General features: G+C 68.7%; 10 protein-coding genes. 9 read left to right on the top strand and 1 reads right to left on the bottom strand.

The window, feature by feature from the left end:
• Positions 1-9: 9 nt before the first annotated feature.
• Complete coding sequence (locus AC4ELS_RS29100) at positions 10-1,659, bottom strand: (2,3-dihydroxybenzoyl)adenylate synthase (protein WP_448443481.1); 1,650 nt, start codon at positions 1,657-1,659, stop codon at positions 10-12.
• 94 nt (positions 1,660-1,753) lie between these two features.
• Here AC4ELS_RS29100 and AC4ELS_RS29095 point away from each other — a divergent pair, with 94 nt between their 5' ends.
• From AC4ELS_RS29095 to AC4ELS_RS29055, 9 genes are all read left to right on the top strand, one after another.
• Positions 1,754-5,275, top strand: a complete 3,522-nt coding sequence (locus tag AC4ELS_RS29095) for a non-ribosomal peptide synthetase (RefSeq protein WP_448443479.1) — start codon at positions 1,754-1,756, stop codon at positions 5,273-5,275.
• 94 nt (positions 5,276-5,369) lie between these two features.
• Entirely contained in the window at positions 5,370-6,095 is a 726-nt protein-coding gene (locus AC4ELS_RS29090) for an AMP-binding protein (protein ID WP_499050443.1), read from the top strand.
• Complete coding sequence (locus AC4ELS_RS29085) at positions 6,092-6,838, top strand: thioesterase II family protein (RefSeq protein ID WP_499050440.1); 747 nt, start codon at positions 6,092-6,094, stop codon at positions 6,836-6,838. The genes AC4ELS_RS29090 and AC4ELS_RS29085 overlap by 4 nt, the downstream gene beginning before the upstream one ends.
• Complete coding sequence (locus tag AC4ELS_RS29080; RefSeq protein WP_499050438.1) at positions 6,828-8,165, top strand: beta-ketoacyl [acyl carrier protein] synthase domain-containing protein; 1,338 nt, start codon at positions 6,828-6,830, stop codon at positions 8,163-8,165. Before AC4ELS_RS29085 ends, AC4ELS_RS29080 begins: the two co-directional genes overlap by 11 nt.
• Positions 8,162-11,170, top strand: a complete 3,009-nt coding sequence (gene mbtD, locus AC4ELS_RS29075) for a mycobactin polyketide synthase MbtD (protein ID WP_499050435.1) — start codon at positions 8,162-8,164, stop codon at positions 11,168-11,170. Before AC4ELS_RS29080 ends, mbtD begins: the two co-directional genes overlap by 4 nt.
• A gap of 1 nt (position 11,171) precedes the next feature.
• Positions 11,172-16,625, top strand: coding sequence for an amino acid adenylation domain-containing protein (locus AC4ELS_RS29070; RefSeq protein ID WP_499050825.1), 5,454 nt, complete (start codon positions 11,172-11,174; stop codon positions 16,623-16,625).
• Positions 16,622-21,058, top strand: a complete 4,437-nt coding sequence (locus AC4ELS_RS29065) for an amino acid adenylation domain-containing protein (protein ID WP_499050432.1) — start codon at positions 16,622-16,624, stop codon at positions 21,056-21,058. The genes AC4ELS_RS29070 and AC4ELS_RS29065 overlap by 4 nt, the downstream gene beginning before the upstream one ends.
• Positions 21,055-22,383, top strand: coding sequence for an NADPH-dependent L-lysine N(6)-monooxygenase MbtG (mbtG, locus tag AC4ELS_RS29060; RefSeq protein WP_499050429.1), 1,329 nt, complete (start codon positions 21,055-21,057; stop codon positions 22,381-22,383). The genes AC4ELS_RS29065 and mbtG overlap by 4 nt, the downstream gene beginning before the upstream one ends.
• The gene (locus AC4ELS_RS29055; protein ID WP_499050426.1) at positions 22,361-22,573 is read left to right on the top strand and encodes an MbtH family protein; all 213 of its coding nucleotides are present in this window, start codon (positions 22,361-22,363) and stop codon (positions 22,571-22,573) included. Before mbtG ends, AC4ELS_RS29055 begins: the two co-directional genes overlap by 23 nt.
• The last annotated feature ends 13 nt before the right edge of the window (positions 22,574-22,586 follow it).

Raw genomic sequence — 22,586 nt, 5'->3', positions numbered from 1 at the left:
GGCCAGGCCTCACTCGGTGATCGCGGCGATGAGTTTCTTCTTGTCGACCTTGCCGACGGCGGTGGTGGGCAGGGTCGGCATGGGGACCAGTACATCGGGCCGGGCATGGGCGGACGCGCCACGCTGGTCGAGGAACTCGTTCAGCTCAACCAGGTTGATCGGTGCGCCCTTGAAAACCACAGCGGCACAGATTTTCTCGCCCAGGTAGTCATCGGGCAATGCCACTGCCGCCGCCGCATACACCGCGGGGTGGGTCAGCAGGTGATCCTCGAGATCAGTGGCCGACACCGTCTCGCCGCCACGGTGGATGACATCCTTGATCCGGCCGGTCACCTCGACGTAGCCCGCCCGAGGGCCATCGGTGAAGATCCGGACGCGATCGCCGGTTCGAAAGAAACCGTCGGGGCTGAAGGACCGGGCATTGGCTTCCTCGGCCCGGTAGTAGCCGTTGAGTGTGTACGGTCCGCGAACCAGAAGTTCGCCCTCCTGACCGGGGGGAACCTCATGGCCGTCCTCGTCGACCACCCGCATCTCGTCGTGCGGCGACATCGGCCGGCCCTGGGTGTTCTCCACCACGTCCGCCGGATCGCCGGGGCGGGTGAAATTCAGCATGCCTTCGGCCATTCCGAAGATCTGCTGCAGTCCCGGGCTCAGGCCTTCGTGGATGAAACGGGCTTCCTCCGGGGACATCCGCGAGCCACCCACCTGGACCACGCGCAACGAGGTGGGTAGTACCGGTTCCCAGTCGCAGGCCTGGGTCCACAGCTTGGCCAGGGCGTTGACGAGGCCGGTCACCGTGACGCCGTGGGCGTTGATCAGGGCGAAGGCCGATTCGGGGCTGGGGTCGTCGGTGTAGACCGTCGTCGCCCCGACCGTCATCGAGCCGAGCAGGCCCGGACAGGCGAACGGGAAGTTGTGGCCGGCGGGCAAGACCGCCAGATAGACGTCGTCATGGACCATTTCGCAGGCCTGGGCGCAGGCCGCGGCGTTGTAGAGATAGTCGTCATGGGTGCGGGGGATGAGCTTTGGCAGCCCGGTGGTTCCGCCGGACACCAGCAGGACCGCAGGGCCACTGGTGTCGACGGTGATGCTCGGTGGTCCTGGGGCGTCGAAATCCTTGAGTGCGGACCAGGATTGGAAGGAGCCAGGGTCCCCGTCGACGAGGACGTGGCGCAGCCGGGGGTGTTCGGAAACGAGTTGGGTGGCCAGCTCGCGGTAGTCGAATCCCGCGATGACGTCGGGAATCACGAGTCCGACGGCGCCGCTGACGTCGGCGAAGTGACCCAGCTCGGCCGACCGGTGGCCGGGCAGGCACAGCACCGGGACCGTCCCGGCGCGAAGCAAACCGAAAGCGGCGACCGCGAATTCGCGAGAGTTCGGCAGCTGCACCAGGATGCGGTCGCCCGCTTTGATGCCCTGGGCCGCGAGCGTGGCACCGACACGGTCGGCGAGAGCGTCCAGTTCGGCAAAGGTGTAGGTGCCAGAGGCGTCGACCACGGCCGGCTTGTCTGGCCAGTGCTGCGCGGCCTCGCGCAGGATGCTGTCCAGTGCTTTGCCCTGCCAGTAGCCGGCCTGGCGGTACACCTCGGCACGGTCCTCGGGGAATCGCGTGAATCCGTTTGCCAGTTCGTCCTGTTCACGGTCAAAACCGGTGGTCATAGGTGTTCTGGCTCCCGTCGGGTGAGTGTGTCGGCAGATCGAATATAGGGTAACCTCCACTAAGTTAGGGCAGCCTTTACTAATTGTTCGGAGGATGGTGAGCGTGGTGGCGACGAGTTCCCAGACGGTCCGCGACGAGGTCGCCGAACTCCTGGGGGTCAGCCCCGACGCCGTCGATCCCGACGCCGACCTGATTGCCTCCGGGCTCGATTCGATCCGGATGATGTCGTTGTCCGGTCGCTGGCGTAAGCAGGGCATCAACGTCGGATTCGCGGCCCTGGCAGCCAATCCCACCGTCGCCGCCTGGATCGAACTGGTCGCCGAGCACACTCCTGACACGCCCGCCGAAGCGCCTGCCCCGGACATCGCCGATGCCGAGGGCGACACCTTCCCACTCGCCCCGATCCAGCACGCCTTCTGGGTCGGCCGCAACCAGGACCAGCAACTGGGTGGTGTCGGCGCGCATCTGTACGTCGAGTTCGACGGAGCCGGAGTCGATCCGCTGCGACTTCGGGTCGCCGCGGAGAAACTGGCCGCGCGGCATCCGATGCTGCGGGTCGAGATCCTGCCCGACGGTACCCAGCGGATCGGTGATCGCCCGCTGCCGGTCACCGTCTACGAACTGCAGGATCTGGATGAGGCTGCAGCGCAAGCACAATTGGAGCTCATCAGGGAATCCAAGTCCCACCAGATGCTGCACGACGAGGTGCTCCAGCTGAGTCTGTCGCTGCTGCCAGGTGGGCGTACCCGGCTGCACGTGGACATGGACATGCAGGCCGCCGATGCGGTGAGCTATCGCAACTTCATGGCTGATCTGGCCGCGTTCTATCGCGGCGCCGACCTGCCGGAGTTGGGCTATACCTACCGCGAATACCGCGCACGCCTGACCGCCACGGTTCCGCCGCCGTCGGAGCAGGACCGGCAGTGGTGGGCCGATCGGGTACCCGATCTGCCGGATCCGCCTGCGCTGCCACTAGTTCCGCTGTCCGATCAGCGCAACCCGCACCGCAGCATCCGGCTCTGGGAAACCCTCGACGTGCCGACCCGCGACGCACTGTTCGCGGCGGCGCAGCGGCGCGGCATCACCCCCGCGATGGCGGTCGGGGCGTCGTACGCCAACGCGCTGGCACGCTGGTCGACGCAGTCCAGGTTCCTGCTCAACCTGCCGATGTTCGGCAGGGAGCCGTATCACCCCGACGTGGACAAGCTGGTCGGTGACTTCACGTCCTCGCTGTTGCTCGACATCGACCTGACCGGGGCGGATACCGCGGCGGCCCGGGCCAGGGTGGTGCAGGAGACGCTGCACGCCACCGCCGCACATTCCTCGGTGTCCGGGCTCGATGTGCTGCGTGACGTGAGCCGCCACCGCGGCAGCCAGACCCTGGCCACCATCGTCTACACGAGCGCGCTCGGCCTGGGCGATCTTTTCGCCGGTGACGTCACCGACCACTTCGGGGTACCGGTGTGGACCATCTCGCAGGGACCCCAGGTACTCATCGATGCTCAGGCGACCCCGCTCGCCGAAGGCCTGATGATCAACTGGGACGTCCGGACCGAGGCCTTCCGGCCTGGCGTTGCCGAGGCCATGTTCGCCTACCACCTGGCCGAACTGCGCCGCCTGGCCGCCGATGATGGCGCCTGGGATGCGGCCGATCCGCCCGCGGCCTCCGAGTCTCAACGCCGGGTGCGGGCTGAGCTGAACGCGTCGACGTCGACTCCCAGTGGCGATGTGCTGCACTCGGGGTTTCTGGCCAACGCTGCGGCGACCCCCAACGCGCCCGCGGTGTTCTGCAGCGCCGGGAACCTCAGTTACGGCGAACTGCACGACAGGGTGCTGGCGGTGGCGGCTGCGCTGCAGTCGCGCGGGGTGTGCCACGGTGAGGTGGTCGCGGTGCTGGGGCCCAAGAGCGTCGAACAGGTCGTCGCGCTGCTGGCCATCTCGATGGTCGGCGCCGCGTACCTGCCGATCGGGGTCGATCAGCCTGCCGATCGGGCCGCGCGCATCCTGCGCACCGGTGGGGTGGACTTCGCCCTGGTCTGCGGCTCGGGGCCCGACCATCCGGACTTGCCGCACCTGTCGGTGGCCGACGCCGAGATCATCGGTGACCCAGCGCATTTCGAGCCGGTGGCGACGAATCCGGACGACTTGGCGTACGTGTTGTTCACGTCGGGCTCGACCGGTGAGCCCAAGGGTGTCGAGATCACTCACGACGCGGCGATGAACACCATCGAGTTCATCAACGACCACTTCGACATCGGCCCGGCCGACCGGTGCCTGGCGCTGTCGCACCTGGAGTGCGACCTGTCGGTGATCGACGTCTACGGGACGCTGCGTTCGGGTGGCTCGCTGGTGGTCGTCGACGAGGAACAGCGCCGTGATCCAGACGTCTGGGTCAGGCTGATCGACGAACACCGGGTGACGGTGCTGCACTTCCTGACAGGTTGGCTCGAGATGCTGGTAGCCGCCCGTGAAACGAACACTGACGGGGCATCCTTGTCCTCATTGCGGGTGGTGCCCACCGGCGGCGACTGGGTGCGTCCGGACCTGGTGCGGGCGCTGCGCGCCGCGGCGCCGCGGGTGCGCTTCGCCGGACTCGGCGGGGCCACCGAGACCGCGACGCACAACACGATCTTCGAAGTCGGATTCGACCACGACGCCCTGCCGTCGCACTGGACCTCGGTGCCGTTCGGTGTGCCGCTGACGAACAACTGCTGCCGTGTGGTCGACGCGCGGGGTGAGGACTGCCCCGACTGGGTCCCGGGCGAACTGTGGGTCGGTGGGCGCGGTATCGCCCGTGGCTACCGCGGTCGGCCCGACCTGACCGCCGAACGTTTCGTCGAGCACGACGGGCGCCGCTGGTACCGCACCGGGGACCTGGTGCGGTCGTGGCCCGACGGCACGCTGGAGTTCGTCGGCCGGGCCGACCACCGGATCAAGGTCAGCGGATTCCGGATCGAACTGGGCGAGGTCGAGGGCGCACTGTGCCGCGTTCCGGGGGTGGACGCGGCGGTGGCGGTGCTGGTCCCGGTCGAGGGCGGTCACGACCTGCTGGGCGCGGTGGTGCGGGTGGACCAGCCGGGTGGCGATGCGGAAGCGGCCGCTCAGGCCATCTCCACAGCGATGGCAGAGCTGGTGCCCGCGCACATGATCCCGCAGGTGCTGCTGGTCGCCGATGAGATTCCCTATGCCCGTGGCAAGACCGACCGCGCCGCAGCGGTTCGGATGCTCGCCGCACTCGGCGCTCCGGAGAGCCGGGGCTACCGGGCGCCGTCGGGCCCGCTGGAAACGGCCCTGTGCGCGATCGTCGGCGAGGTTCTCGGGCAGTCCGGCGTCGGTGTCGACGACGACTTCTTCGCCCTCGGCGGGGACTCGGTGCTGGGTACGCAGCTGGTGGCGCGGATCAGGGACTGGCTGGATACCTCGACGGTGATGGTCGCCGACGTCTTCGCCGCCCGAACCGTGGCGAAGATGGCCGCCGTGCTGGTGGGCCGGGAATCCGGCTCGGACCGGCTGCAGCTGGTGTCCGAGCTGTATCTCGAGGTCACGGGCATGGACAGCGCCGATGTGGCCTCCGAGTTGGCACGCACGTCCCCAGAACTCGCGTTCGGCAACTAAGGTTAGAGTTACTTCAGTTAGGGCAGGCTTTGCTTATCGTCAGGAGGTCGTTGTGGACGCGGTGAGTCGCACGACTACGCAGACCATGCACGCAGTGGCGACAGAACCGCTGCACCAGGGGTTCTTCACGCATGCGCAGGGCGCCCCCGACGACATCGCGGTGGTCGGCCCGACCACCCGCTGGACCTACGGGCAGCTGCGTGAGCAGGCGCTTTCGGTGTCCGGAGCGCTCGCGGTGGCCGGCGTACGCGTCGGCGACCGGGTCGCGGTCGTGGGGTCCACCGGCCTGGACACGGTGATCGCCTCACTGGGAATCCTGGCGGCCGGCGGCGTCTGTGTCCCGATCGACACTGCTGACCCGGCCGAGCCGGTGCTGGAGCACACGGGAGTGCGGATGGCTCTGTTCACCGGGGACGGACCGCCCAACTGGCTGCCGGCGCTCACCGTCGCCGAGGCGCTGCGGATCGGGGCCCGCGCGAGCGGCGTCACCCCGGTGCGTTCCGCGCCCGGTGACCCCGCGTTCCTGGGCTCGGTCGACGAGTCGGGGTATGCGGTCGTGACCCACGCTGCTGCTCACGACGCCGTGGTGGAGCTCACCGCCCGGCTCGGTGTTCACGGCGATGACCGCATCGGTGTGTTCTCGGCTGCCGGCGCCGCGGCGCCGATCCTGATGATGCTGGTGGCACTGACCGCGGGCGCAGGCATCGTCGTTGCCGACGATGCACCGCGCCGCAACCCCGAGCGGGGGATGAACGGCTTCGCCCTCGCTGTGCGGCATCGGGATGCGGTGGCCGCTCTCGACACCGCTGTGCCGTCGTGAGCGGGCCGGATACCCAGATCACCGTCAAGCCCTGGGTCAAGCGTTATCCAGGGTCCGAAAGTTCAACAGCCACACTGGTTTTCCCGCATGCCGGGGGAGCGGCCGTGGCCTACCGGGGATTCGGAACGGCACTGGCTGCGGCCGGCTCCGATGCCTATGTCATGCAATACCCGCAGCGCGGCGACCGGCTGTCGCATCCGGCGGCGCCCACGGTGGAAGATCTCGCCAAGGATCTCTTCGATGCCGGCGACTGGGCCGGGATCGGGTCGCTCCGGTTGTTCGGACACTGCATGGGCGCCGTGGTGGCCTTCGAATTCGCCCGGATCGCCGAACGCAACGGCGTGGGGATCGACGCCCTGTGGGTGTCGGCCAGCGAGGCGCCGTCGGCCGTGGCCGCCGCGCCCGCGCTGCCGATGGCCGAGTCCGAGATCATCGCTGAGATGGTCGATCTCGGCGGTACCGACGAGGCGCTGCTCGCTGACGACGACTTCGTCGAACTACTGCTGATGGCGGTGCGGGCCGACTACCGCGCCTTCAACCGCTACGCGTGCGACGCCGACGTGACGATCGCCGCGGACATCTACGCACTGGGCGGAGAGAGCGACCACCGCATCGGTGAGGACATGTTGCGGCGCTGGGAAACCCACACCACCGGTGCCTACACCTGCTCGATGTTCGACGGCGGGCATTTCTACCTCAACACCCAGCTCGAGGACGTGGCGGAGCTGGTGAATGAGCTCTAGCCGCCAGCTTCCGGGGCCTGACAGCAGTGATCCGGTGGTGATCGTGGGGATGGCCCTCGAGGCGCCGGGCGGGATCGAAACTGCTGACGACTACTGGTCGCTGCTGACCGAGCAGCGCGAAGCCCTCGGCCGATTTCCCGCCGACCGCGGTTGGTCAGTTCGCGAACTGTTCGACGGCTCGCGCCGCGACGGGTTCAAGCGTATCCATGACCTGGGCGGATTCCTCTCCAGCGCAGCGGAATTCGACCCCGCCTTCTTCGGGATCTCGCCGCGTGAGGCGGTGGCGATGGATCCGCAGCAACGCATCGGGCTGCGGATCGCGTGGCGTGCGCTGGAGAACAGCGGCATCAACCCCGATGATCTCGCCGGGCACGACGTGGGTTGCTACGTCGGTGCATCGGGTCTGGAGTATGGGCCGGCGCTGTCGGATTTCTCCCATCACAGCGGACATCTGATCACCGGTACCTCGCTGGGTGTCATCTCCGGCCGGATCGCCTACACGCTGGATCTGTGCGGGCCGGCGCTGACCGTCGACACGTCGTGCTCGTCGGCGCTGACGGCGTTCCACACCGCGGTGTCGGCGGTACGTGCGGGGGACTGCGACATGGCACTGACCGGCGGGGTCTGCGTGATGGGTACCCCCGGGTACTTCGTGGAGTTCTCCAAGCAGCACGCATTGTCCGACGACGGACACTGCCGGCCGTACAGCGCACACGCCAGTGGGACGGTCTGGGCCGAAGGGGCGGCGATGTTCGTCCTGCAACGCAAATCGGCGGCCGTACGCGACAGTCGGCGAGTCCTGGCCGAGGTGCGCGCCACCGCGGTGAACCAGGACGGTCGGACGACCGGTCTGACCGCGCCCAGCGGCGCCGCACAGCAGCGGTTGTTCGCCAAGGCGATCGAGCAGGCCGCCGTGCGCCCGGAGGACGTCGGCATGATCGAGGGCCACGGCACCGGAACCCGACTCGGTGACCGGACGGAATTGCGTTCGTTGGCACAGACTTACGGAGCCACGGAGCCCGGATCCGGCGCGTTGTTGGGCTCGGTGAAATCCAACGTCGGGCACTCCCAGGCGGCGGCGGGCGGCCTCGGTCTGGCGAAGGTGATCCTGGCGGCCGAGCGTGCGGCCATCCCGGCCACCCTGCACGTGGATGAGGTCAGCCGCGAGATCGACTGGGACAGCCAAGGTCTGCGGCTGGCGACCAAGCTCACCCAATGGCCCGCGGTCAACGGTCAGCGCATCGGCGCGGTCTCGGCCTTCGGCATGAGCGGCACCAACGCGCATGCGATCGTCGCGGTTCCCGAGGTCCCAGGGGCCGCAGCATGACCGAAGGCCACTCTCTGCCCGACGGGCGCACAGCTGTCCTGCTCAGTGCACACGCCGAGGAACTGATCGGAACCGACGCCGCGGCCATCCTGCGCTATCTCGACACCCGTCCCGAGGTGAGTGCGGACGACGTCGCCACCACCCTGCGGTCCACCCGGCGCCTGCGCCGCCACCGCGCTGTGGTCCGGGCCGTCGACCGCGATGAACTCACCGCGGGTCTGCGTGCGTTGGCCGATGGGGCGGACCACCCGCTGGTCACCCGCGCGCAAGCGGGGTCACCGGGATCGGGTTCGGGCGCCCGCATCGCCTTCGTGTTCCCCGGCCAGGGCAGTCAGTGGCCGTCGATGGGCGTGCAGGCCTACGAGCGGCTTCCTGTTTATCGGGCCGAGGTCGACAGATGTGCCGCGCAGTTCCAGGCTGCCGGCGCCGAGTCACCGCTGGATTATCTTCTGGCTGAGCCGGATTCGGCTGCGGTCACCAATGATTTCTCCCAGGTGCAGATCCAGGGCGCTCAGTTCGTCCACGGTGTGGCGTTGGCCCGGGTGTGGCGGTCCTGCGGTGTGCTGCCCGATATCACCGTCGGTCACAGTCTCGGCGAGATCGGTGCGGCCTACGTGGCCGGTACGATCACCCTGCCCGACGCAGTGGCCGTGGTGATCGCCCGCGCGACCGTGTTGGACCGCTTGACCGGGCCCTACCGCGTCGCGGTCCTCGGAATCACACCCGAGGAAGCCTCGAAGGTGGTCGCCGAAACCCCGGGTTGGCTGGAACTGTCGGTGGTGAACTCCCGCTCATCGGTGGCGGTGTCGGGGGAGACCGACGCGGTGGCCGCAGCGGTGGCGACCGTGGCCGGGCGCGGAGCATTCGCCAAAGAGATCGAGATGTGGTTCCCGGCGCACACCACCGCGCTGGACGGGTCGCGGGGCGAGCTCGAATCACTGCTTCCCTCCGCAGGATTCACTGAGTCACCGGTGCAGTTCATCGGCTCGGCCACCGCCGACGTGGTGGCGGCCGGAACCGGATTCACCGACTACTGGTACACCAACCTGCGCAGCACGGTGCGCTTCGACCGCGCCATCGAGATGGCGGCGCGGCGCGGCGCCCGGATCTTCGTCGAACTCTCCGCACATCCGGCGCTGCTGTTCGCCATGGGCGATCTGCTCGAAGACGCGGCCGAACTCACCGGCGGGCCGGTGGTGATGGTGGGATCGGGCCGGCGCGACGAACCGGTCACCGACCGGCTCAGCGCCAACATCGTCTCCGTCGCGATGGCCGATGCCGGCTACCGCTGGAGCGATCTCCCGAACCATGCCGCCGAGTCGCTGCGCGACTTCCCGTTCGCGCCCATGCGCGCCGAACACCTCTGGGCCACACCGCAACCGCTACCGCCGGCCGCAGGGGGCTTGACGGTCGGCGTCGAGCATTGGCAGAACCACGGCCTCCCCGCCACGCCTGCCGGACAGCGCCGGATCGCGGTGCTCGATCTGGCCGCCGGACAGGGGCCCGCCGCCACGCTGCAACGTGCAGCCGAGGAGATGGACGCAACCACCGTGGTCGCCCCCGCCGAAGCCGACCTGCTGGTCGTGGTCGCGCCGGTGTCCGAGCACGACGATGCGGTGGCGGCGGCAGAATCTCTGAGCCGCCGCGTCGATGAGGGGTTACTGGGTTATGTCGGGGCGATTTCGCCGGAGACCCGCGATGTATGGCTGGTCACCGTCGGTGGTGAAGCCATCGGCGACGGACCGCAGCGCCCACGGCCCGAGGCCGCCGCACTGGCGGCGATGCACCGTAGCCTGAGCTACGAACATCCCGACCAGACCTTCCGCCACCTGGATCTGGCCGAATCGGCCATCGACCCCGCCACCGCGGTGACAACGATCAGCGCAATGCTGACCGATGCCGAAGACATCGCCCTGCGGGGCAACGGTTCCGCACTCGAGGTCTGGCACCGTGGGATGCGCGATGACACCTCCGACGCCCGGACCTGGACCGCCGAATCGGGGGTGTTCGACGAGGTGGTCATCACCGGCGGAGCCGGCGCGGTGGGCCTGCACTATGCCCGTCACCTGGCCGGGCAGGGGGCCCGGCGCATCGTGCTGCTCAGCCGCAGCGGCCTTGATGAGACGCAACTGGCCGCGCTTTCCACCCCCGGCACCGAGATCGTCGCTCCTCGTTGTGATCTCACCGACCCGGCACAGATCGCCGCGACGGTCGCCGAACTGGCGGTCGGCCCGGCATCACTGGTGATCCACGCGGCCGCGTCCGCCACGATCGCCGCCGGCGACGAGCTGACCGGTGCAACGGTGCGGGATACCTTTGCGGCCAAAGTGAGCGGGCTGGCCAACCTGGCCGCGGTCTGGCCGATGCAACCGGATGCCCGGATCGTGTTGTGCTCCTCGGTGTCCGGCCTGTGGGGCGGGTATGGCCATGCCGCCTACTCTGCGGCCAACCGGCTGCTCGACGCCCTCGGTGCGCAGCTGCGCGAACACGGTCGGCGCTGCACCTCGGTGCGATGGGGACTGTGGCCGGGAGACGGCATCATCGATTCCGGTGAGATCAGTCGGGTAGAGCGGTCGGGCCTGCGAGCCATGGCGCCCGACCGTGCAGTGGAGGCCGGGCTGCGGGATTACCCGGCCGATCCACTGGTGTTCACCGCCGACGCGGAACGACTGCGGACCTTCCTCGGTGCGGCGGCCCAACCCGAACCGGTTGTCGACACTGCCGAGGCTCCGGTTGTCGACACTGCCGAGGCGTCCGATGCCACAGGCGCGATGCGGATCGCGCTCGGTGCGGTGTTGAAGCTCGACGACACCACCGGACTGGATCTCGACGCGTCGCTGCTGGATCTCGGCGTCGACTCGCTGCTGGCGATCGACCTACGTAAGAAGCTCAAGAAGGCCACCGGCCGTGCCGTGCCGCTGGCCACCATCCTCGGTGGCGCCACCGCTGCCGAAGTGATCGAGCATTTGGAAAGACCTGAAAAGGAAGCATTTTCGCGTGACTGACATGGTTAGTGCCGATTCGGCTGCCCCCCGCACCTCCGACGCGCGTCTGGAGCTGATGCGGCGCAGGCTTGCCGAGCGGGGCCTCGCGTCAGCATCGGGGGAGTCCGGACAGGCGGACGCGGGCGTGCCGGTCGATCCCACCGTGCTGTCGGACGGGCAGCGGCGGATGTGGTTCGTGCAGAGTTTCGATCCGAGCGGGGTCCTGCTCAACATCTGCCTGTCCTACCGGCTTGACGGCGTGGTCGACACCGAGCGGCTGCACGACGCGCTGATTGCGGTGGCGGGGCGGCATCCGATCCTGCGCACCACCTACCGGGCCGACGAGAACGGCGAGCCGACGGCGACGGTGCACGATGACCTGGCCCCGGGGTGGACGGTGCACGACCTGTCCGACAAGTCCGAGCGGGCGCGAAAGCTGCGCCTCGAGGTGCTGGCTCAGCGTGAATTCGGCACGGCCTTCGACCTGAGCAGCGAATCGCCGGTGCGGATCACATTGATCAAGACCGGCCCGAGCGAACACGTGATGTTGCTTGTGGCGCATCACATCGCCTGGGACGACGGCTCGTGGCGGGTGTTCTTCACCGACCTGACCCGGGCGTACAGCGGGACGCAGCTCGGCGAGACTCCGCGGGTCCCGGTATCCGAGGCTCCGGACGGTGATGCGGATCTGGCGTACTGGCGCGAGGTGCTGGCCGCTCCGCCGGAGCCGCTGGAGCTGCCGGGCCCCGCGGGTTCAGTGGTGCCCAGCGGTTTTCGTTCCCAGCGCAGCACGGTCCGGTTGTCGGCCGAGACCGTCCGGCAGGTGGCGGCGCTGGCCCGCGACACCGGGGCCACCCCCTACATGGTGTTGCTCGCGGCGTTCGGTGCACTCATCCACCGCTACACCCACACTGACGATTTCCTGGTCGCCACCCCGGTTTTGAACCGCGACACCGACGAGACCATCGGCTACTACGGCAACACGGTGGCGATGCGACTGCGTCCACAGGCCACGCTCGGATTCCGGGACCTGGTCGAGGCCACGCGCGATACCGCGATCGGTGCCTTCACCCATCAGCGGGTCAACCTCGACCGGGTGGTGGCCGAACTCAACCCGGACCGGCGCCACGGTGCCGAGCGGATGACACGGGTGAGCTTTGGGTTCCGCGAGCCCGACGGCGGCGGCTTCCGTCCGGACGGCGTGACGTGCGAACGCGCCGAGCTGCGCGGCCAACACACCCAGCTGCCCTTGGGTTTCATGGTCGAACTCGACGCCGAGGGTGCGGTGGTGGAGGCCGAACATCTCACCGAGGTGCTGGATGCCGACCTCGCCGCCCAGATGCTGCGGCACTTTGCCGTGCTGCTCGACTGTGCGCTCGCCGAGCCCGACCGGCCGCTGGGCGCGCTGGACCTGTTGACCGCCGAGGACGCCGAGTGGATGCGTTCGGTGTCAACCGGTGAGCAGTTCGACACGCCGGCAACCACATTGGGCGCGCTGGTCACAGAGCAGGCTGCCCGTACCCCCGATGCCGTCGCGGTGGTCTACGAGGGTCGCCACTACACCTATCGCGAGATCAACGAGTCGGCGAACCAGTTGGCGCACTGGCTGATCGAGCAGGGCATCGGCACCGAGGACCGGGTGGCGGTGCTGCTGGAGAAGTCGCCCGACCTGGTCATCACGGCACTGGGCATCGTCAAGGCCGGTGCGGTTTACCTGCCGGTCGACCCGACCTATCCCGAGGACCGACTCACCTACATTTTGTCCGACTCGGACCCGAAAACCATTCTGCGAGAGCCGGTCGGCGGGCTGGAGAACTATCCGGTCACCGATCCCACCGACACCGAGCGGATCCGCCCGCTGGGCCCCGACAACACCGCGTACCTGATCTACACCTCGGGGTCCACCGGCCTGCCCAAGGGCGTGCCGGTGCCGCACCGGCCGATCGCGGAGTACTTCGTCTGGTTCGGCGGCGATTACGAGGTCACCGAGGACGAACGCCTGCTGCAGGTGGCTTCGCAGAGCTTCGACGTGTCGATCGGCGAGATCTTCGGCATGCTGGCCGCCGGCGCGCGCCTGGTGATCCCGAAGCCGGGTGGCCTGGGCGACATCGGCTACCTCACCGATTTGCTGCGCAACGAGGGCATCACCTCGATGCACTTCGTCCCGTCGTTGCTCGGACTGTTCCTGTCGTTGCCCGGTGTCAACGAGTGGCGCACGCTGCAGCGCGTGCCGATCGGTGGCGAGGCGTTGCCCGGCGAGATCGCCGACAAGTTCCTCGCCACCTTCGATTCCCTGCTGCACAACTTCTACGGACCCACCGAAACGGTGCTCAACTGCACCCGTTACAAGGTGGAGGGCAAGCAGGGCTCCCGGATCGTGCCGATCGGCACACCGAAGATCAACACCACGATCCATCTGCTCGACGACGCGATGCAGCCCGTTCCGGTCGGCGTGATCGGCGAGATCTACATCGGCGGAACACATGTCGCGCACGGCTATCACGACCGCCCGCGACTCACCGCCGAACGGTTCGTGGCCGACCCGTTCAATCCCGGCGGACGGATGTACCGGTCCGGTGACCTGGCTCGGCGGAACGCCGACGGTGACATCGAGTTCGTCGGCCGCGCCGACGAGCAGGTAAAGGTCCGTGGCTTCCGAATCGAGCTCGGCGAGATCTCCTCGGCCATTTCCGTCGACCCGTCGGTCGGGCAGGCCGTCGTGGTCGTAAGCGATCTGCCGTCGCTGGGCAAGAGCCTGGTCGCCTACATCACGCCGGCCGCCGGTGCCGAGCGGGTCGAGATCGACCGCATCCGGGCCAGGGTGACCGCCGCGCTGCCCGAATACATGATCCCGGCCGCGTTCGTCGAGCTTGCCGAGATCCCGATCACCGCGCACGGCAAGATCGATCGGCGGGCACTGCCCGAACCGGAGATTCGTTCGGCCACCGAATTCCGCGCGCCGGACACCGAAACCGAACACGAGATCGTTGCCCTGTTCGGTGAACTGCTCGAACGGGACGGTGTCGGCGCCGACGATTCGTTCTTCGATCTGGGCGGTCACTCCCTGCTGGCCACCAAACTCGTTGCCGCGGTGCGGGCCCGATTCGGGGTCGACCTCGGCGTGGCCGACGTGTTCGAGAACGCCACGGTGGCGGGTCTGGCCGCTCGCGTCGACGAATTGCAGGCCTCGGGTACCGGCGTTGGCCTGCCGCCGATCGTGGCTGCACAACACACCGGACCGTCGCAGATGTCGGCGGCCCAGCACCGGCAGTGGTTCCAGTTCCGCATCGACGGACCCAACCCGGTCAACAACGTGCCCTTCGCGGCCCGGCTGACCGGACCCTGCGACGCCGAGGCACTGGCAGCGGCGGTCGGCGATGTGGTTGCCCGACACGAGATCCTGCGCACCACCTACCGCGAAATCGACGGTGTCCCTTACCAGGTCATCCATCCCGCGGCCCCGGTGACGGTTCGCCGTGCCGACGGCTCCGGTGAGGACTGGTTGCAGGGCGAACTCGATACCGAGCGGCGCTACTGCTTCGACCTGGAGAACGAGTGGCCGATCCGGGCGGCGGTGCTGTCCACTCCGGGTGCGCACGTGCTGTCTTTGATCGTGCACCACATCGCCGCCGACCATTGGTCGGGCGCAGTGCTGTTCACCGATCTGATGACCGCCTACCACGCCCGCCGGGCAGGTACGGCACCCGACTGGGCACCGCTACCGGTCCAGTACGCCGACTTCGCGGACTGGCAGGCCGAAGTGCTTTCGGGCGCGGACGAGCGAATCGCCGAGCAACGCGACTACTGGACAAGGCAACTGGCCGGTCTGTCGGCCGACCATGACGTCGAGAACGGCCTGCAACCGGACTTTCCACGCCCGCCGGTGCCGACCGGAGAGGGTAAGGCGCTCGATTTCACCATCGACGTGGGCGTCCGGGACAAGCTCGTCGAACTCGCCCGTGAACTCGGCGTCACCGAGTTCATGGTGCTGCAGGCCGCCGTTGCGATCGCCCTGCACAAAGCCGGGCAGGGCTCCGACATCGCGCTGGGCACACCGGTGGCCGGACGCACCGCACCTGAGCTCGACGCGCTGATCGGGTTCTTCATCAACATCGTGGTGCTGCGCAACGACCTGTCAGGCAACCCGACTCTGCGGGAGGTGCTGCGGCGTTCCCGTGACATGGCGCTGGCCGCCTACAAGCACCAGGACCTGCCGTTCGACCGGGTGGTCGACGCAGTCAGCCCGGTGCGCTCGCTGGCACGCAATCCGCTTTTCGGTGTGGTGGTGCACGTGCGTGAGGACCTGCCGGCAAGTCAGGTCATCGACACCGGTGCCGACGGTGAAACCCTTTTCACCGCACTGGAACCCACGTTCGACGTGGCCCATGCGGACCTGTCGCTCAACTTCTTCGCCGAAGCCGGTGCCGGATATCGGGCCACCGTCATCTACCGCACCGAGCTCTACGAGGCGGCCACCGCAGCGCGCCTCGTGGACTGGCTGCACCGCATCGTCGGGGCATTCGCCGGTGACGCCGACCAGACGGTGCGCGACATCGCGGTGCTCGATACGGCCGAACGCGACCTGCTGGTCGATGACTGGAGCCGCAAGGCGGTGCCGCCGGCCGGGCTGCCGCAGACCGAGGGCGCAGATCGCGTCTACCTGCTGGACGAATGGCGGCAACCGGTGGCCATCGGTGTCGTGGGTGACGTCTACTACGCCGGCGGTGCGGTGGACGAGGCAGCCGGCGCGGCCACCGGCGTCGGTGCCGATCGCTTCGCGCCCAACCCCTTCGGGGACGGCCGGTTGTATCGCACCGGGGACCGGGCCCGCTGGACTGTCGACGGCCGGCTGGAGCCCATCACCACCGGTGAACCGCGTCTGCAGGCTGTCCTGGAGGGGATCGACGGGGTGGCCGCCGCTGCAACCCGGCATTGGGAGACTCGCGGTGCCACCACCGTGGCCGGCTACTTGGTCCTCGAGCCCGGAACCGTGGACACCGAGACCGTCCTGGAGACCGTGCGAGCTGCGCTGCCAGAGGAATTCGTCGGTGCGGTGCTGACGGTCGTCGACAGCATCGAACCTGCCGGGCTGACCCGTCCGCGCATCACCTCGACGGCGCCCGCCGAACCGCCGGCCACCCCGACCGAGGTGACGCTGGCGGCGATGCTGGTGACCCTGCTCGGTGCCACCGACGTGGGCCGCTACGACGACTTCTTCACCCTCGGCGGCGATAGCATCCTGGCCGTGCAGCTCGCGGCGCGGGCCAGGGATGCCGGTGTGGCGATGACGGCGCGCATGGTGTTCGAGCATCCCGGGCTCGCGGATCTGGCCGCCGCGATCGACCGCGCGGGTGACGGTAACGGCACCGTAGCTGCTGACGTGCACCATGAGCCCATGTCCGCCTCGGGCCTGTCGCCCGACGAGCTCGCCGCGTTGACCGCGGGATGGGGACAGGACCAGGGGATCTCGACATGACGACCACCGGAACACCGCCCGGCGTTGAGGACGTCCTGGCGCTCAGCCCACTGCAACAGGGGCTGTACTCGCTGGCCGGGCTGACCGAAGGAGACGAGGGGGCGGACCCCTACCTCATCGCGATGGCCGCCGACATCGACGGGGCAGTCGACGCCGAGCTGCTGCGGGCCAGTGCCGAAGCCATGCTGGTGCGCCATCCGAACCTGCGGGCCAGCTTCTTCCAGGGAAACCTGAGGCGCCCCGTCGCAGTGGTCCCGTCGGCCGTCGAACTGCCGTGGCGGCACGTGCAGGCCGACGACGCGCAGGCGTTCGCCCTGGAATCCGAGGAACGTGCCCGGCGCTTCGACCTGGGTCGAGGGCCGCTGATCCGATTCCTGCTCATCGAAAAGCCCGGGCAACGCTGGCGACTGGTGATCGTTGCCCATCACATCGCGATCGACGGCTGGTCGCTGCCGGTGTTCGTCGGTGAGTTGATCGCGCTCTACGGGGCGAAGGGGGACGCGACCGCGCTGCCCTCGGCGGTTCGCCCCTATCGCGACTACATCGGCTGGTTGGCCGGGCGCGATCAAGCGGACAGCCGGGCACGGTGGCAGGCACATCTGTACGGCATGGACGCCCCTACCTTGTTGTCGCCGGCGTTGTCCGGACGGGCGGCCGAGCCGGGTCTGCCGGCCCGCACCGAGGTGACCCTCGACGAGCAACAGTCCGCCGCGATCTTCGAGGCCGCCCGGAAACGCGGCGTAACAGTCAACACGTTGTTCCAGATGGCTTGGGCGACAATTCTTTCGGTCTTCACCGACCGCGCCGACGTGGTGTACGGCGTCACGGTGTCGGGCCGCCCGGACGAGCTGGCCGGCGTCGAGTCGATGGTCGGCCTGTTCATCAACACCGTGCCGCTGCGGGTCCGGGTCGACCCCGGCCTTCCGGTCGGCGGTCAGTGCCTGGCGCTGCAGCGGGAGGCCGCCGAGCTGCGCGAGCACAGCTACCTCAGCCACACCGAGTTGCGTTCACTCGGTGGGATCGGTGAGCTCTACGACACGCTGCTGGTCTACGAGAACTTCCCGCCCGGCGGGTTGGTCGGCAGCGACGAGTTCGCCCTCGGCGAGGCCGTGTTGCGGCCCGCGGCGTTGGAGAGCCTGTCCCACTTCCCGGTCACCATCGCCGCGCATCCCACCCACGGCCGCCTCACGGTGCTCGTGGAAACCCTCGGTGGGGCACTGGGACAGCTCGACCCGCGTGCTCTGGGACTACGGGTGCTGACCGTGGTCCAGCGGCTGCTGGATCGCTGGGAGCGTCCGCTGCGCGAGGTCGCGGTCACCCTCGATGACGAGCCGCGGCCCGTCGGTGCGCCACCGATCACCCAGCGGGCCGGTGGTTCCCACACCGGCTTCCACACCACGTTCAGCGAGGCCGCCGCCGAACGCCTCGGTTCGGTGGCCCTGAGCTGGGACGGCGGCGAGCTCAGCTATCGCGAACTCGACGAGGCCGCCGACCGCCTGGCTGCCGCGCTGATCCGCCGTGGAGTGTCCGTCGAGGCTCCGGTCCCGATCCGGTTGCGACGTGGGCCCGACTACGTCGTGGCGATGCTCGCGGTGCTCAAGGCGGGCGCGATGATCGTGCCACTGGATCCGGCCATGCCCGAGGAACGGGTTGCCGAGATCCTCCGCCAGATCGGCTCAGGCCGCCACCCGCTGGTCGTCGACGAAACCCTGCTGGCATCTGTCGATTCCGGAACGGACACCGATTACCGGCCCGCACCGATCCACCCCGGGCAGGGCGCCTACATCGTCTTCACCTCCGGTACGACCGGAAAACCCAAGGGCGTCATCGGAACCCATCAGGCGCTGTTGGCCTATTGCGCCGACCATGCCCATCAGGTGCTTCGGCCGGCGGCCGAGCGCCTCGGTCGTCCACTGCGAGTGGCCCACGCGTGGTCGTTCACCTTCGATGCGGCCTGGCAGCCGTTGGCGGCCCTGCTCGACGGGCACACCGTGCACATCGTCTCCGACGAGGTGCAGCGCGACGCCGAGGCCGTGGTGGAGACCATCGGGCGCTTCGCCATCGACATGATCGACACCACGCCGTCGATGTTCGCCTCCCTGCGGGCTGCCGGCCTGCTCACCCAGGTGCCGTTGGCGGTGCTGGCGCTCGGCGGCGAGGCCATCGACACCGCCACCTGGCAGGGGATCCAGGCCGAATGCGAGCGCACCGGCATGTCGGCCCACAACTGCTACGGCCCGACCGAGACCACGGTGGAAGCCGTCGTCGCGTCCATCGCCGAGTATGCGCAGCCCGGTATCGGGCGTCCCACGGAGTCGACCGCGGCCTACGTCCTCGACAGCTGGCTTCGCCCGGTTCCTGACGGAGTGTGCGGCGAACTGTATTTGGCCGGTGGTCAATTGACCCGCGGCTATCTCGGCAGACCGGGGGAGACGGCAGGGCGGTTCGTGGCCGATCCGTTCACGCCGGGTGCCCGGATGTACCGCACCGGTGACGTGGTGCGTCGGAATCCCGAGTCGGGTGGCATTGAATTCCTCGGCCGCAGCGACGATCAGGTCAAGATCCGTGGTTTCCGGGTGGAGCCAGGCGAGGTGGCCGCGACGTTGCACGCCCATCCAGGGGTGCGGCACGCCCATGTGGCGGTACGGCAGCACCGCAGCGGGCCGCGACTGGTCGCGTATGTGGTCACCGACACCCCGGTCACCGAGCTACGGGGAATGCTGACCGACACCCTGCCCAGACATCTGGTGCCCCACCACATCGTGGCCGTCGACGAGATTCCACTGACCACCAACGGCAAGGTCGACGACGCCGCGCTGGCGGCGCTGGGTACCGGCGGACGCTCCGAAGGGGCCGAGCACCCCGCCACCGACACCGAGCGGCTGCTGGCCCAGGTGCTGTCCGAGGTGCTGGGGACCGCTGACGGCGCGGGCGTGGACGTCACCGCCGACTTCCTCGATCTCGGGCTGGACAGCATCGTGGCCCTGTCGGTGGTCCAGGCTGTGCGGCGCCGTGGCGTGGCATTGCGTGCCCGCCTGATGTTGGACTGTGCGACAGTCCGCGAGCTCGCGGCCGCGATCGATGCCGATGCGGACGCCGTCGCGCAGGACCGAGATGCGGCCGACCAAGCCGCACCCGACATCACCCCGATCCCGCTGCTGCCGAACGGGCGCTGGCTGTACCAGTACGGCGACCCACGCCGGCTCGCCCAGACCGAGGTGTTCCGGCTGCCCGGCGGGATCACCCGGGCACAGCTGGAAACCCTGCTGCGCAACGTGATCGACGGGCATGAGGTGCTGCGCACCCGTTTGGACCTTGAGGCCCTGACGCTCGTGCCGCATGAGCGCGGTGAGGTGCTGTCGGAGGCGACCGGGTCGGGTGAGCTCGAAGCCGCGGTGGCCGAACAGGCCGACCTTTCGGTGCAGCGCCTCGATCCGCAGAACGGGTCGATGCTCGACGCGGTGTGGCTGCATCACCCGCGGACGGACGGCGGCCTGCTGATCCTCACCGCCCACGTGCTGGCCCTGGACCCGGCATCGTGGCGGATCCTGGTCGGCGAGCTCGAAAATGCCTGGCATGCGCTCGCTTCCGGCCGGACGCCGCTGCCCGTGCGTGAACATACCTCGTTGCGGCAGTGGTCCCGGTTGCTCTCTGACCGGGCGGCCACGCTCGACACCTGCGGCTTTTGGGAGCGGCAATTCGACGGTGGCGATCCGGACATCGGTGCGCGCCGGATCGATCCGGCCGCCGACCGGATGGCCGGGGTGACCATCAAGATGGCCTTCGCCGAACCCGATGTGACGGCCAGACTGCTCACCGGCGCATTGCCGGTGACCGAGGTGCTGGCCGCGGTAACCGCTCGGGCGCTGACCAATTGGCGCTGCCACCGTGGTCAGCCGACCCCGGCGCCACTGCTGGCGCTGGAAACCCACGGCCGGTCCGATGCCGTGGTGTCCGGTCACGGCGAGGTCGATACCGGCGACACCGCGGGGTTGCTCAGCATGATCTATCCGTTGCGGCTGACCGCCGACGACGTAAGGGGGGTCGTCGCGCAGGTGGCCGCCATCCCCGGCGACGCCATCGACTACGGCCTGCTGCGGTACCTGCGCGAGGACACCGGCCGGCGGCTCGGCGCCCACCGGGATCCGCAGGTGCTGCTCAACTATCTGGGCCGTATCGAACTGGACGCGGCCGATCACGCCCTGCTGCAGGACCGTTCGTTGCAGACCGGGGTGACCCCGATTCCCGAACCCAATGTCGCTGTGCGCCATGAGCTGACGATCATGGCCGCGGTGATCGACCGCGACGGATCGGCCGTGCTCGGCACCCAGTGGCGGACCCTGCCCGACATTCTGTCGGCCGAGGACATCGCCACCCTGCAGGAGATGTGGCTGGACGCATTACGAGAGGTGTTGCGAGAGGTGACCCCATGAGTACCCCATCGGCCCCCACCCTGGCCGTCATCGGTGCCGGGCCCAAGGCCATCGCGGTGGCGGCCAAGGCCGCCGAACTGCGGGCGATGGGCGTGCCGGCCCCCGAGGTCGTCGTCGTCGAACGTGCCGGGGTGGCCGCCAACTGGCAGGCCGTCGGTGGTTGGACCGATGGCAACCATCGCCTCGGCACCGGGCCCGAGAAGGACGTCGGCTTCCCCTACCGGTCGTCTCTGGTGTCGCGGCGTAACGCCGAACTCGACGAACGGATGACCCGGCACAGTTGGCAGGCCTACCTGATCGCCACCGGTGGATTCGCCGAATGGGTCGACCGCGGTCGGCCCGCACCGACCCACCGGCGCTGGAGCCAGTATCTCGGGTGGGTGGCCGAGGACGTCGGGATGAACGTGGTTCTCGGTGAGGTGGAACAGATCTCGGTCGATGGTGACGCCGGCGGTGCCGACAGTTCGACAGGTGCCCCCCGGTGGGCGCTGCGCACCGCCGAGGGCACCGTGTGCGCCGACGGCCTGATGATCACCGGGCCCGGTCAGGCCGAACGTTCGGTGCTGCCGGGCAACCCCCGGGTGATGTCGATCGCCCAGTTCTGGCATCAGGCCGGCAAGCACGAGATGATCACCGCGGAGCGAGTCGCCGTGATCGGCGGCGGCGAGACGGCCGCTTCGATGCTCAACGAGCTCTTCCGCCACCGGGTTTCGACGATCACCGTGATCTCACCGACGGTCACTCTGTTCACCCGCGGCGAGGGATTCTTCGAGAACACCCTGTTCTCCGATCCGACCGGGTGGACCGGGCTGACCCTGGCCGAGCGCCGGGATGCCTTGGCCCGCACCGATCGTGGGGTGTTCTCGGCGCGGGTACAGGATGCCCTGCTGGCCGACGACCGCATCCGTCACCTGCGGGGCCGGGTCGCACACGCAGTGGCCCGCGACGAGCGGATCCGGTTGACGTTGTCGACCAACACCGGCGGTGAAGCGGTCGAGACCGTGCACGGCTTCGACCTGGTGATCGACGGGTCCGGCGCCGACTCGTTGTGGTTCGCCCCGTTGTTCAGCCAGGATGCGCTGGACCTACTCGAGCTCGGCCTCGGCGGTCCGCTGAGCAGTGATTCGCTGCAGGAGCACATCGGCCATGACCTGGCACTGACCGATGTGTTCCCGAAGTTGTTCCTGCCGGGACTGGCCGGGCTCACCCAGGGCCCCGGCTTTCCCAACCTGAGTTGTCTCGGCCTGTTGTCCGACCGGGTACTGGGTGCGAACCTGGTCCACCCCTCGATGAGGAGACTCGATGAGTTCCAATCCGTTCGATGACGAGAACGGCGCCTTCTACGTGCTGGTCAACGATGAGGACCAGCACAGCCTCTGGCCGGCATTCGCCGAGGTGCCCGCGGGCTGGCGGGTGGTCTTCGGTGCGGCAGGCCGCGCCGAGTGCCTGAGCTACGTCGAGCAGAACTGGCCCGACATCCGGCCCCGCAGCCTGCGTGAGGCGCTGGTCGGTTAGCAGCCGACCGAGA

The sequence above is a fragment of the Mycobacterium shunyiense genome (assembly GCF_058270035.1).
Note: the sequence above shows the minus strand (reverse complement) of the source record. Positions and strands in the feature narration are given on the sequence as shown.

Coding starts and splice junctions, on each gene's coding strand:
- AC4ELS_RS29055 (WP_499050426.1), top strand. CDS start 22,361: ATGAGTTCCAATCCGTTCGATGACGAGAACGGCGCCTTCTACGTGCTG.
- AC4ELS_RS29100 (WP_448443481.1), bottom strand. CDS start 1,659: ATGACCACCGGTTTTGACCGTGAACAGGACGAACTGGCAAACGGATTC.
- mbtG (WP_499050429.1), top strand. CDS start 21,055: ATGAGTACCCCATCGGCCCCCACCCTGGCCGTCATCGGTGCCGGGCCC.
- AC4ELS_RS29065 (WP_499050432.1), top strand. CDS start 16,622: ATGACGACCACCGGAACACCGCCCGGCGTTGAGGACGTCCTGGCGCTC.
- AC4ELS_RS29070 (WP_499050825.1), top strand. CDS start 11,172: ATGGTTAGTGCCGATTCGGCTGCCCCCCGCACCTCCGACGCGCGTCTG.
- AC4ELS_RS29095 (WP_448443479.1), top strand. CDS start 1,754: ATGGTGAGCGTGGTGGCGACGAGTTCCCAGACGGTCCGCGACGAGGTC.
- mbtD (WP_499050435.1), top strand. CDS start 8,162: ATGACCGAAGGCCACTCTCTGCCCGACGGGCGCACAGCTGTCCTGCTC.
- AC4ELS_RS29080 (WP_499050438.1), top strand. CDS start 6,828: ATGAGCTCTAGCCGCCAGCTTCCGGGGCCTGACAGCAGTGATCCGGTG.